Annotated in this window: 10 protein-coding genes; all 10 read right to left on the bottom strand. The window is 35.1% G+C overall.

Going from position 1 to position 12,951, the window contains the following annotated elements; all coding sequences use genetic code 11:
* Positions 1–21: 21 nt before the first annotated feature.
* The 10 genes from HNQ35_RS04780 to HNQ35_RS04735 all read right to left on the bottom strand — a co-directional run bounded on the left by HNQ35_RS04780 (position 22) and on the right by HNQ35_RS04735 (position 12,933).
* Positions 22–1,386, bottom strand: a complete 1,365-nt coding sequence (locus HNQ35_RS04780; RefSeq protein WP_146935522.1) for a UDP-N-acetylmuramoyl-tripeptide--D-alanyl-D-alanine ligase — start codon at positions 1,384–1,386, stop codon at positions 22–24.
* Positions 1,386–2,873, bottom strand: a complete 1,488-nt coding sequence (locus HNQ35_RS04775) for a UDP-N-acetylmuramoyl-L-alanyl-D-glutamate--2,6-diaminopimelate ligase (protein ID WP_146935520.1) — start codon at positions 2,871–2,873, stop codon at positions 1,386–1,388. The genes HNQ35_RS04780 and HNQ35_RS04775 overlap by 1 nt, the downstream gene beginning before the upstream one ends.
* A 119-nt stretch (positions 2,874–2,992) precedes the next feature.
* Entirely contained in the window at positions 2,993–4,918 is a 1,926-nt protein-coding gene (locus tag HNQ35_RS04770) for a stage V sporulation protein D (RefSeq protein ID WP_146935517.1), read from the bottom strand.
* A gap of 79 nt (positions 4,919–4,997) precedes the next feature.
* A complete protein-coding gene (locus HNQ35_RS04765; RefSeq protein ID WP_146935515.1) occupies positions 4,998–7,175 on the bottom strand; it encodes a PASTA domain-containing penicillin-binding protein in 2,178 nt (725 codons plus the stop codon).
* A 16-nt stretch (positions 7,176–7,191) separates the two neighbouring features.
* Positions 7,192–7,557, bottom strand: coding sequence for a cell division protein FtsL (gene ftsL, locus HNQ35_RS04760; RefSeq protein WP_146935513.1), 366 nt, complete (start codon positions 7,555–7,557; stop codon positions 7,192–7,194).
* Entirely contained in the window at positions 7,557–8,534 is a 978-nt protein-coding gene (gene rsmH / locus HNQ35_RS04755; RefSeq protein WP_146935511.1) for a 16S rRNA (cytosine(1402)-N(4))-methyltransferase RsmH, read from the bottom strand. The genes ftsL and rsmH overlap by 1 nt, the downstream gene beginning before the upstream one ends.
* A 20-nt stretch (positions 8,535–8,554) precedes the next feature.
* On the bottom strand, positions 8,555–8,986 hold the full coding sequence (gene mraZ / locus HNQ35_RS04750) for a division/cell wall cluster transcriptional repressor MraZ (RefSeq protein WP_146935508.1): 432 nt from the start codon (positions 8,984–8,986) through the stop codon (positions 8,555–8,557).
* A 331-nt stretch (positions 8,987–9,317) separates the two neighbouring features.
* Complete coding sequence (bshC, locus tag HNQ35_RS04745; RefSeq protein ID WP_146935506.1) at positions 9,318–10,937, bottom strand: bacillithiol biosynthesis cysteine-adding enzyme BshC; 1,620 nt, start codon at positions 10,935–10,937, stop codon at positions 9,318–9,320.
* 672 nt (positions 10,938–11,609) lie between these two features.
* A complete protein-coding gene (locus tag HNQ35_RS04740; protein WP_146935504.1) occupies positions 11,610–12,077 on the bottom strand; it encodes an RsfA family transcriptional regulator in 468 nt (155 codons plus the stop codon).
* Between the two features lie 67 nt (positions 12,078–12,144).
* The gene (locus HNQ35_RS04735) at positions 12,145–12,933 is read right to left on the bottom strand and encodes an enoyl-CoA hydratase/isomerase family protein (RefSeq protein ID WP_146935502.1); all 789 of its coding nucleotides are present in this window, start codon (positions 12,931–12,933) and stop codon (positions 12,145–12,147) included.
* Between the last annotated feature and the right edge of the window lie 18 nt (positions 12,934–12,951).

The raw sequence follows: 12,951 nt of genomic DNA, 5'->3' as shown, positions 1-12,951 counted from the left end.
ATAACATATAATAACGTAAACTTATTTATCTAATAATAATTTCTCCATCCAGTCTTCTAGCCTCATTCCACGTGATGCTTTAAATAAAATTAAGGCATCTTTATGCACATATGGCCTAATTTGTTTTAGAAATGTATTGATTGACTTAACTTGATAACATGATATTTGCTTTCCTTGTTTATTCACTTCATCTGCAATCATATGTGCATAATCACCAATTGTAAAAAGAGCATTAATTTCTTCATCGATGACATGAGCAATAGAACGATGCCACTCTTCTTTCTCAGTACCTAATTCAAACATATCGCCTAGAACAAGAACTTTTTCTTTGTATCCTTGTAACTGATTGATAACGTCTATTGAGGCCTTCATCGATGTTGGTGAAGCATTATAGGCATCATTAATAAGTGTGACACCGTTTATCCCTTTAAGCATTTCAAAGCGCATATCTGTCATATGTGGTTGTTGGAGCGCCTTTTTAATCATATGTTCATCGAGATTTAAATGTTCTCCTAAAACAATTGCAAAAGATGCATTTTTTGCATGATGTATTCCATATAAAGGTATTTGATATGTTTGATCATTAATAGTAAATGTCGTTCCTTTATTTGTTAATTTAATATCTTTTAACAACACATCTGCCTTTTCTGTCGTACCGATTCCAATTTTTTGATATGAAATAAAATTCCTTGATAAAAGTGGTTCATCTCCATCTATAATTAAAAGACCGTTCTTTTTTAATCCAGATAGTATTTCTAATTTAGCTTTTGCAATATTTTCACGTGAGCCGAGGTACTCGATATGTGATTCCCCTATATTTGTAATAATTGCTACATCTGGTTCAGCAATATTTGCTAATAATGTCATTTCTCCAGCATGATTCATTCCCATTTCTAAAACGAGCATCTCTGTATCACGTGGCATAGATAGAACTGTCAAAGGTAAACCAATATGATTGTTAAAATTCCCTTTTGTTACATGTGTTTTAAATGTTGTTTTTAAAATTTGGCCGACAAGATCTTTTGTAGTTGTCTTACCGTTTGAGCCTGTGATACCTATCACTAATGGGTTGATTTTCCTTCGATAATATTGACTAAGTTGTTGTAAAGCCTTTATTGTATCATCTACTAATAACAAAGGAAATCCATTTGGTATCGATGCTGGAATTTCCGTTTCATTGTCCCATAATGCCGCAATGGCTCCATGAGATATAGCCTCAGCCAGATAATCATGTCCATCAAAATTTTCTCCAATAATGGGAACAAATAGGGCATCTACCATTTTTTTTCGACTATCCGTTGAAACAGATTGAATAGTCGTGCTGTTAACAATGTTTCCTTTAGTATTCGGAAATAGTTGTATTAAATCGTGAATAGTAAACAACATTAGCAATTCCCCTTATTTTTAATAGCTTCTCTTGCTACTTCCCTATCGTCAAAATGAATTTTTTCTGTTCCAATTTGTTGATATGTTTCATGGCCTTTTCCAGCAATAATGACGATATCTTCTGATTCTGCTTTTTGAATAGCATACTCAATCGCCTTTTTACGATCGACTATGACAGTATAATTCGTTTCTTTCTCATTTAAGCCTTGCACCATATCTTCAATGATTTGATTAGGATCTTCTGTACGCGGATTATCGGATGTAAAAACAGCCTCATCTGCATACTTTACAGCGACTTGGGCCATAAGAGGTCGCTTTGAACGGTCACGATCTCCACCACAGCCGACGACAACGGTTATTTTTTTATTCGCAAACTCTTGGATTGTCGTTAATACATTTTCTAATGAATCTGGTGTATGTGCATAGTCAACAATAACACCAAAATCTTGACCGACTACAACAGGTTCGAAGCGCCCGTCTACTCCTGTCATACTTTCTAAAGCTTCTTTTATCGTATGTAATGAAACATTGTGACAGATAGCAGCACTTGCCGCTGCTAGCATATTATACACATTAAATAAGCCAATGAGACGACTTTGAATGTCAATTGAACCGATTGGTGTTTCGAGCTGGAACGACGTATGGTCAATATGTAATTTAACATTCTTTGCCATCACATCAGCTTGTTTATGATAACCGTATGTTAAAACATACTGTCCTGTGCTTTTCTTTAATAACGCACTCGCTACATCATCTTCATTAATAATAGCAAAACGTTTCTGATTCAATGGGTAATCATTACCAAGTTGTGAAAATAATAATGACTTGGCTCGTAAATAGTCATTCATATCTTTATGATAATCAAGGTGGTCTTGTGATAAATTTGTAAAAATAGCTGTATCAAATCGACACCCAAATACTCTACCTTGATCTAGAGCATGAGATGAGACCTCCATCATCGCGACATTAACATCCTCATCTCTCATCTTTCTAAAAGCCTTCTGTAAATTAAGAGCATCTGGTGTCGTATTATTCGTCTCAATCGCTTTGTCATTAATTTTCATTTGAATGGTACCTATCACACCTGTTCGTTGTTGATTTGCTTTAAAAATTGTCTCTAATAAATAAGTGATTGTCGTTTTACCATTTGTTCCTGTAACTCCAATTAATTCCAATTCATTTGTCGGATCATTATAAAAGTGAACAGAGAGCATTGCTAAGGCACGTGTCGTATCTGATACGTAAATAACTGGAATATTCTCATTATGCTTTATTAGCTTTTCAGCAATAATTGCTGTTGCACCTTTCTGAACTGCTTCTTCTACAAAATCATGTCCATCGACGGTAAATCCTCTTATACAAACAAATAGCGAGCCGCTTGTCACTTGACGTGAATCAACATGAATATCTGTAATTTCTATATGATCGTCGATAGGTTGTGTTGTCCGATAAAAAGCAAGACTTTTAAGCAATTGAATTAATTTCATTTATCACAACATCCTCTCTTGAAACCAAATTGATATATTAAATACGCTTCGAAAGACACTTCAATTATTATACCAAACTCATACAATAATCTCGATTGTTATATATAATATATTAAGCTCTATTTATCACTAACATATAATCTAATTGTCGATCCTTGTTCGACCATAACACCTGCTTCTGGAGACTGATCTAAAATAATTTCTCCTTCCCCTTCGACTTCAAGTGCAAGATTCGTTAAATCAGTTACCAATTCGTCTAGTCTTTTTCCTCTAAAGTCTGGGACTTTAACTTTCGGTATATCTGGCCATTGAGTTTTCTTCTCTAACCCATCTTTCCTACGTTCGACACCTAATATACTTAAACTATCTTCAATGATTTGCCCAACAATTGGCGCTGCGACAACACCACCAAATTGAACCGTTCCTTTCGGATTATCAATTGCCACATAGACAACAATTTCCGGGTTATCACTTGGTGCAAAACCGATAAAAGATACGATATGATTATTTGCCATATACCGGCCATCGCGTCCAACCTTTTGTGCCGTTCCTGTTTTACCACCAACACGATAGCCATCGACATATGCTGGTCGACCTGTTCCATTTGCTACAACACTTTCTAAGGCTTGTCTAACTTCTTTTGATGTTTTATCAGAAATAACCCGTTCTTTTAATACAGGTTTATATGTTTTCACTTCCTTTCCAGTTTGTGGATCTAACCATGCCTTAGCTACATATGGTTCATACAAATATCCACCATTAATAGCAGCTGATACCGCCATGACTTGTTGAATCGGTGTAACTGAAACACCTTGTCCAAAGGAAGTCGTCGCTAATTCAACAGGACCAATATTTTCTCGTTTAAATAATATCCCTGTTCCTTCACCTTGTAAATCAATGCCTGTTTTTGAACCGAATCCAAATTTATTAATATAACTAAATAATTTATCTGGTCCTAGTAATTGTCCAAGATGTACAAAGCCAGGGTTGCAAGAATTTTCTACAACTTCTAAAAAAGTTTGTGAGCCATGGCCGCCACTTTTCCAACACCGTAAACGAGATCCACCGACCTTAACAAATCCTTGGTCATGATACGTATCTTTCTTTAAGTCAATTAGATTTTCCTCTAGTGAGGCTGCAAGTGTAATAATTTTAAACGTGGATCCTGGTTCAAATGTCATCCAAATAGGTAAATTTCGTCCATATACTTCCGGATCTACTTGCTGATACGCTTCAGGATGAAAAGTTGGTCTTGATGCCATTCCTAAAACACTTCCGTCGTTAGGATTAACCGCAATAGCTATGGCACCATCTGGATTATATTTAGCTTCAGCTAAATCTAATTCACGTTCCATAATCTCTTGAATGCGTGAGTCAATTGTTGTTTTTAAATCTAATCCATCTGTTGGTGGCTGATAGACATCGGCATGTTTTTCAATTTTACCGCCTTTAGCATCTGAATAATAAGATAGGCGCCCTTTTTTACCTTTTAGTAATTCATCATGATACAATTCTAGGCCCATTAAACCTTGATTATCAATCCCGGTGAATCCTAACACATGGGCTAAATGATGACCGAATGGATAATGTCTCTTAGAATCTTTTGCTAAATATATACCTGGCATATTTAATGAACGGATTGCTTCTTCCTGCTCCTTAGAAATCTTTTTCCCCTCAGGACGAATATCTACCGTACTTGACTTTTTTGTTACATATTCTAACGCACGTGTTTCAGATATTTGTAAAATATGAGCTAAATTTTTTGCTGTTTCTTGTTTGTTTTTCACCTGTCGTGGAATGATGACAATTGAAGGAGCAGTGATGTTTTCCCCCATGATGACACCATTTTTATCAACAATCCGTCCACGTTCGGGTTCAAAAAGAATGTCTCGACTCCATGATTCATCAGCTAAATTTGATAGTTCTTTACCTGAAACAAATTGAACATAACCTAATCGAAGTATGATAATTCCGAAAACAAGCATTCCAAAAAGAAAAACAGTAACTAATCGTCTTTTCACAATGACAGTTGATACACGCTTCATCATTCCATCTCCTCTACATACTTTGGCTTGTATCAACTATATGAATTTGTGAATTGGATTAGAACACTGTCTCTATAACCTACTTTTTCTTTTTCAAAGGTGGTTGTAGTTCAACTTTTAATTTTTCTTTTTTTGTTAATGTTTTTCCTTCTGGAATACTTTGAGATATCACGTAACCATTTCCTTTAGTTTCTATGTCTAAATGAAGTAAGTTTGCTAATTGAAGAACATCGCGAAACGACCACCCGATAATATTCGGCATAACTGTTTGATCTGTTACAATAATGAGATGATCTCCCGAATATACTTCAGTGTTTTTCATAAGATTACTTGAAAGTACTTTTTTACCTTCTCCGATCACACTGATCTTTAATCCGATATCTTTCTCTAATTTTAATACGTCCTTAACAGACTTACCTACTAAATCAGGTAGTTTCACTGATTTAGTTTCCTTTTCTACTTCTTGGTTTGGTTCAACATTTAAATAGTGTAGGCTATTTTCTATGACATTTTTAAATACAAAAGCGAGTGGAGCAGAACCAGATTCATAATGACCATCTTCATTTTTTAAATTGGGTTGTTTCATAGAAATATACATAATCAATTCCGGGTCATCAGCTGGAACCATTCCGAGAAATGAATAGATATGATTACCATATCCTGTTAAATATCCCCCACCATTTGGATTGGGTATTTGAGCTGTTCCTGTTTTACCAGCTACTTTATAATTTTCCATTTGATAAGCTTTTCCCGTACCATGCTTTCCGTAGACAACTGATTCTAGTAATTGTAAGACTTGTTGAGCTGTTTCTTTGGAAATTGGCTCGCCAACGACTTCTGGTTTAGTTTTTGCTTTCACTTTATTCGTATTTGGATCTACAACTTTATCAATAATATATGGTTTCATCATTTTACCTTCATTAGCGATTGCAGTTGCGGCTTTCATTTGTTGCATAGGTGTTAACGTACTTCCCTGGCCAAATCCTGTTGTTACTTTTTCTAATGGCCAATTGTATAAGATTTTACCAGCAACCTCTCCAGGTAAATCAATCCCTGTTTCTTTATCGAAATCGAAAGCCTTTAAATAATCGAGAAATTTTTCCGTTCCAAGTTTTTCCCAAACAAGTTTCGCAGTCGCTACATTGGAAGAACGTTGAAACCCTTCGTCATATGATATAGTTCCCCAGCCTTTACCACCATTGTGATCGGGAACAGGTTGTATGCGTTCATTAATTCGATAGCGACCAGATTTATAGCCTTCTGTTCCGTTATATACGCCCTCTTCAATAGCTGCAGCCCACGTAAACATCTTCATCGTAGAACCTGGCTCAAAAGGACTTGAAATCGCATCATTATACCAATTCTTAACCCCTACCGGTTTATTCGGGTTAAAGCTAGGGCGATTACTTAATGCAAGAATTTCACCTGTTTTTGGATTCATGACGATTGCTGTCATGCGTTTAGGCTCATATATCAAGTCCGCTTCAGATAGCACATCTTCTAAAAGTGTTTGGATTTTTTGATCTATCGTTAAATAAATATGATCACCATGTATCGGCTTTTGAACAACCTCATTTGGATCAACTAGTTTTTTATTAAACAAATCACGTTCATAGGAAATATAACCTTTTTTTCCCGTTAATTGTTCATCCATTACCTTTTCAACACCTGTTGTTCCTTGCATAACCGTTTCAAACGCATTTTTCTTACTCGTTTCCTGTTTAGCAAATCCTATAACATGAGAAGCAAAATTACCATTAGGATAATAACGGATTGATTCTTTAGCTAAGTGAATTCCTGATATTTCTAAAGCTTGGATTTTATCTTTTTGTTTTTCAGATAGCTTTCGACCATATGAACCAAACTCAAGCTGTTTCGTTTTCTTATCATTTAAACCTTTTTCCAGTCGTTTACGTAATTCTTTTTCTTCTAATTCAATAATCGGCGCCAATTGTTTAGCTGCTTTCTTCACATTTTTGACTCGGTTCGGGTGTTCTTGATCTACATTAGCATATAAACGATATGTTGGTTGATCATATGCTAATGCATTTCCAGTCTTATCGAATATTCTCCCACGTTCAGCAGGAATTTCATAAGAAGCTGTTCGCTTTTCTTCAGCCCATTTCTTTAAGTCAACATCACCTACTTTTCCCGAAACTTGAATGTAAAGAAATCGAGCGGTTATTATAAGGAAAAGGACCGTGAAAAACAAAAATAAAAATGCTGTGACGACTTGAGTTCGTTTGTTTTTTTTCATTTTGATTCACCTGTTTTTACTGAAAACCATTAGCACGTTTAACTTGAGAGTTTTGAATATGAAACCCTTTTTTCTTAGCAATTTTAATGATTCGTTCAGGACGCTGCAACTCCTTAACTTCAAATTCTAAACTTGCATTTTTCAATTTCTGCTCTTGAAGTTGCGATTCTAAAGTCTGTATTTCGCGATTTAATGTATCTGTCGTTGCAGCATAACTGACCATATATCCTGCGAACAAAAGAAAAATAACAGCAAAGAATGCATATAAAATTTTTTCACCTTTTGTTACCCAGCCTTTTCGTTGAACAACAACTTTCGTTTCCGTTTTAGGTAATTCCCTAGCATAGTTTTGTTCCCACGTTTTAACTTGTCTAACAGCCATTATTTTCTCCACCCTTCTTCATATATGAAATCGTCGCTCCACGGATGTTTTTTTTCAACGATGCGTAATATAGCGGAACGGGCCCTTTTATTACGTTTAACTTCATCTTCAGTTGGAGTAATTGGTTTACGGGTAATTAATCTAAATGGTGCTTCAAATCCCTCAGGTAAAACAGGTAAATGCCTTGGTGTTTCTTTTGGGCGACTCCACTTACGAAACGCTTGTTTACATAAACGATCTTCTAAGGAATGAAATGTAATCACCGCAATACGACCTTTTATCCCGACAATCCTTGCCGCTTGATGTAAAGCATCTCGAAATGCTTTTAATTCGTCATTTACTGCGATACGCAATGCTTGAAATATGCGTTTCGCCGGATGCCCACCCTTTCTCCGTGCTGGAGCTGGAATTGCTTCTTTAATGATTTCGACGAGTTGGAATGTCGTTTCAATTGGTTTGATTGATCGCCTGCGTTCTATTTCACGAGCAACTTGCTTAGAAAAACGTTCTTCACCATAGTCATAAAATATATGCACAAGTTTTTCATAAGGCCATGTATTGACGATATCGTAGGCCGACAGCTCTTGTTCTTGGTTCATTCGCATATCCAATTTCGCATCAAAGCGGTAACTAAACCCTCGTTCTGCTTGATCAAATTGTGGAGAAGATACGCCTAAATCAAATAAAACACCATCGACTGAAGAAATATGTCTCTCATGTAGCTCTCGCTCTAAATATCGAAAATTTTTATGAATAAATAGAATGTTCTTTTCATAAGCTTTAAGCCGCTTACGAGATGTTTCAAGGGCGTTTTGGTCTTGATCAAAGGCAATTAATAATCCATTTTCATCAAGCTGTTTCACTATATTTATAGAATGTCCTCCGCCACCTACTGTACAATCAACATATATACCGTCTGGTTTAATGTTTAGACCATTGACAGCTTCTTTTTGTAATACGGTTTCGTGTTCAAACATCATAACACCTGCTCTTTTCGTTATATATCAAAGTCCATTAAGTTTTCAGCTATATCAGCAAATGATTCTTCTGATTGTAACACGTAGTCATCCCATACATCTTTAGACCAAAATTCAATCCGGTTGGAAACACCAATGACTACACATTCCTTTTCTAATTGAGCATATTTTCTTAATGGAGCTGGGATATTTATTCTTCCCTGCTTATCAACTTCACATTCAACTGCACCCGAAAAGAAAAATCGTGTAAATGCACGTGCATCTTTTTTAGTTAAGGGCAGTTTTTTTAATTTTTGTTCTAATACACGCCATTCTTCCATGGGGTAGGAAAATAAACATTTGTCTAGTCCACGGGTTAAAACAAAACGGTTACCTAAGTCATCTCTAAATTTAGAGGGTACAATAACTCTACCTTTTGTATCAATGTTATGTTGGAATTCACCCATAAACATAGACTCCACCCCACTTTCTTATGTTTATCTTACCACAATCCCCCACATTGCTCCACCCTTTTTTCCATAAGTTCTTAATAACCATAATAAATGATTAAAAAATAGCACTAAATAGCACAATGATACATAAATTATTTGAGATAAAAGTATGGAAATACTGGTACTACAACATTTTTCACTTGTTTCTTTGGATAATATTTACGGTGGTGGTATAAAGTGGGGATAATGACAGAAGTTATGGAAATAGGATGTTAAAAAAGAAAATAGGAGTTCAGTGTTTTCAGTAACTGAACTCCTTGGCATGGCTGGATTTTTTCTAAGTCTTTAGAAACTAGAGATAAACAATATAATGATCATCTTTTAAAGAGAAGGACTGTTTCAATAAATTATCAATCAGATCGGTTCCAAATTCATTGAGCCATGGTAAGGGATTCCATATTCGCTCTTGAAGTCCTTGATTCGGAAATAAAAGTGCATTTAAATAGTCAAAGTCTGCCATCTCACCTGCATATTGTTCTTCCAATACGCATTTCATTCGTCGCTCTAAATAATCGATGTGACGAAAGATATGTTGTAAATTATTTTCAGCCAATAGACCTAAATCCTTCCGAATATACTGCGCTACTTCGTGAATAGGCTGATGCGTATGTTGAATGGTTTTCTTAAATTGCTTAAACATTTCATGAAAAGGTGGATGGCTCTGTGATTGTAGCCATCTTTGTTTATATGAATCCACACCATTTTCAATAACGGATTTTAAACTCAACCCATACTTCTCCAACTTATCTTCTATTTGTGTTGTTACAAGTGTGAAAGACAATCGTTTTATAACTGGGGGCATTTTAATATTTAACGCATGGAAAGCACCTTTCAAAACAGACCAATAACTGATTTCACCTGGACCGCCAATAAAGGCTAAAGTTGGGAATAACAAATCTTGCATTAATGGACGTGTCACAACATTATTACTTAATAAATGGGGCTTTTCTTTAGCAATAGATAATAATTCATCGGTCGTAAAAGATACTTCATGCTGCTTGCCTACCCACTCCTCTTCATCGCGAAAGAGTAAAATACGTTCATTTTTATGATGATAAAACAGATGACCAGACTTTTCTTCAAGATCCAAATCAATTGAATATCCTTTGTATAATAACTGCTTATGAGTCTCGTATGTTATTGTACTCAATTTCTCTTGATTTTTTATAAGTTGCACAAAATAGTCTGACTCCAATTGCCTTATTTCAGGAGCACCCGAGTCAACAAGGACGATACCTTCCTCGCGGATAAGAGTAAACAGAGTCCGTGCAAAAAAATCAACGATTGTGTTTGACTGACTTAACGCTTCTCGCATCTGGAAGTAAAGTTCTTTAGTATGTTCTGTTTCTTTTAATAAAGAAAAGACATGTTGTAACCATTTTTCACCTGTTTGATGATTAATTGGCTTATGAGACATCGGGATTTTTTTTAACGGTTGTTCATCAAGTAATACTTTTTCCATCTTTCCATCATGAAACATATGGACATGATTGACTTCTAAGTAATCATGATCTTCACCAGCGATCCAGAAAACTGGGATAACCGGTCTATTAAATTCAATTTCTTGTTGTTTGGCGTATGTAATAATTGAAACAATCTTATGAATTGTATATAGCGGCCCCGTCAATAGCCCTGCTTGTTGCCCACCAATGACAACAACACTATCTGATTGTTTTAATCGATTAATATTATGTATTGTTTGTTCTGGTGCGCCCCATTTTTTGTTCATGTGAATTAATACATCAGATAATTCTTTACGAGCGAACGATCTGTTCATTAATTCATTGATACGCCGAGTTAAATCACCTTTCGTGTCTTGATAATCAAAATATGTATGCACATCATGATCTTTATTACAATAATCATTAATTAATTGATTTCGCTGTTCAATTTTCATTGGAGTGATTCGCATATATACAAGCTCCTTTATTCATTATCATCATCTATTCTAGATAAATCTTAAAGAAATTTCATGTCTTTTGATTGTTTGGTTCAATATTAATTAATAGAATGCTTTAATCTCCATATATTTATATGATAACATTTAAAGAAAGAGCCCAGCTTTCTTGGTGAATTATGTAAGAAGCTATTAAATAACTACAAAATATTGATACCGTTTTAAAAAAATATCGGGAATATGGTTATCATGAATAATCTCTGCTTTAAGAACTGCTGTCTATTATGATTGAAAATAATAGCAAATCAACTTACTACGGTTTTATTACAGTGATGTATGCATCGTATGCGCTATACGAAACTTACTTTGATCCTTCTCAAGACTATATGGAACTATAAAAAGCTAAAAAAACTTCAAACATATTAAAGGCATAGTTATAGACATGCTCCCTTAAGTTTACGAAAAGCTTTCAGCTACCTATTAATACAAATCCACAGATATATTGACGTAATTTTTGGAGTGATATGGATTATAAAAGATACATTATGAAATGTATACAGATTTAGGAGAGTAAATCCACTCAAATGGTTACCAGAAGTGTTTAAAGAAAAGAAATTATGAAAGGTGATAAACGCTGATGCAACCATAATATTGTGCAGCAGCGTTTCTTAAAAGTAAGCCTAATGATTATACCTTCTCTTCAACCCAACGCCATAATTTTTCCATTTCTGTCCATGCATTTTTATAGAGATTTAATTTATTCTGTAATGCTTGGTTTTCCTTTTCAAGCTTCTGCACTGTTTTTTCGTAGTTTTGCTCCGTTTGCGGCATATGATCATGCCCTTTTAATTTCTTTAATAAAGAAATCGCCGTTTCAATCGAGTCTTTGTCTAACACATCATTCGTCTCTAGTACTTGATAGGCATGACTTCCTTTCTTTCGCGCTTCTTTTGCCTTTTCAATTGCATCACTATATTTTTTTCTAAGTGTCGCATTCCAGCGGAAACCACAAGCAGCAGATGTACGTGACAATTGATTAGCAACGAGTTTAAAAGCTTCTAATTGTGTTTTACCTTCTCTAATAAAACGTAAAACGGTTTCTGCTAAAATATGATCTTCTTCTTTTGTCCATGCATCTTGACGTGTGACATACATCCTATCACCCCTTAACTACTTTTTAATGTCAGTATATGCAAGAGGTAGTTATGATAGAATAGATGTTTCAATGTTTTAGCTTATGCAATTGTTTTCCCTTTAAAAAGCGGTTTACTGCATGAATGTGTTCTTTCGTATGCCATAATGTAGAACACTGTTTAACTTCATTTTCCATTTCACCTATCAACTTTTCAAGCGATAATTTATCTTGATATTGTCGCTTTAACGTTTGTAACAGTTGTCTTGATTTCTGAAGATAAGGGGCAATTATCTCTTCTAAAGAATCCCATTTTACTTCAGGGATACGTTCATGAATCCAGCCCTTTTTCTCTAATAGACGATCTGAATAAATTTTTCCTTGTGTAAGCCAATGAAAAGCAAAACTCGGATGGACTTTTTCATATAAAATGGCTCCACCACCCCAAGCTGGTGTAATGCCTATGGTTGATTGAACAAATCCAAACTTTGTTCCTTCTTTTGCAATTCGGATATCGCAAGCTGTTGCAATCTCACATCCACCCCCGAGAGCATCTCCATTTAACAAACAGATAACTGGAACAGGAAATGCAAGAATTTCTTGTAAAACAACTTGCATATTCGATAACTTACGATAGGCCTCATCTACTGATAGATCGATGTTCAAATCTCTCAAGTCCCCTCCTGATGAAAACATACGCTCTCCTGCTCCTGTAATCACTAAACATTTGCTTTGATTTGCTTTTGCATTTTGTATAGCTTTATAAAAAGAGCATATCATATCGTCTGAAATCGCATTATGCTTTTCTGGGCGTTCAATTCTTATTAGACCATATAGATGTTCTTTATTAAAATGATATGTCACATCTCCTGCTACCATCATCTACTCCCCCATTTT

Source organism: Cerasibacillus quisquiliarum, from assembly GCF_014202495.1.
Lineage (GTDB): Bacteria > Bacillota > Bacilli > Bacillales > Amphibacillaceae > Cerasibacillus > Cerasibacillus quisquiliarum.
Note: the sequence above shows the minus strand (reverse complement) of the source record. Positions and strands in the feature narration are given on the sequence as shown.

What these genes read in the sequence shown, in the direction of transcription:
- HNQ35_RS04780 (WP_146935522.1), bottom strand. Translation starts at nt 1,386, where the DNA reads ATGTTGTTTACTATTCACGATTTAATACAACTATTTCCGAATACTAAA.
- HNQ35_RS04775 (WP_146935520.1), bottom strand. Translation starts at nt 2,873, where the DNA reads ATGAAATTAATTCAATTGCTTAAAAGTCTTGCTTTTTATCGGACAACA.
- HNQ35_RS04770 (WP_146935517.1), bottom strand. Translation starts at nt 4,918, where the DNA reads ATGAAGCGTGTATCAACTGTCATTGTGAAAAGACGATTAGTTACTGTT.
- HNQ35_RS04765 (WP_146935515.1), bottom strand. Translation starts at nt 7,175, where the DNA reads ATGAAAAAAAACAAACGAACTCAAGTCGTCACAGCATTTTTATTTTTG.
- ftsL (WP_146935513.1), bottom strand. Translation starts at nt 7,557, where the DNA reads ATGGCTGTTAGACAAGTTAAAACGTGGGAACAAAACTATGCTAGGGAA.
- rsmH (WP_146935511.1), bottom strand. Translation starts at nt 8,534, where the DNA reads ATGTTTGAACACGAAACCGTATTACAAAAAGAAGCTGTCAATGGTCTA.
- mraZ (WP_146935508.1), bottom strand. Translation starts at nt 8,986, where the DNA reads ATGTTTATGGGTGAATTCCAACATAACATTGATACAAAAGGTAGAGTT.
- bshC (WP_146935506.1), bottom strand. Translation starts at nt 10,937, where the DNA reads ATGCGAATCACTCCAATGAAAATTGAACAGCGAAATCAATTAATTAAT.
- HNQ35_RS04740 (WP_146935504.1), bottom strand. Translation starts at nt 12,077, where the DNA reads ATGTATGTCACACGTCAAGATGCATGGACAAAAGAAGAAGATCATATT.
- HNQ35_RS04735 (WP_146935502.1), bottom strand. Translation starts at nt 12,933, where the DNA reads ATGGTAGCAGGAGATGTGACATATCATTTTAATAAAGAACATCTATAT.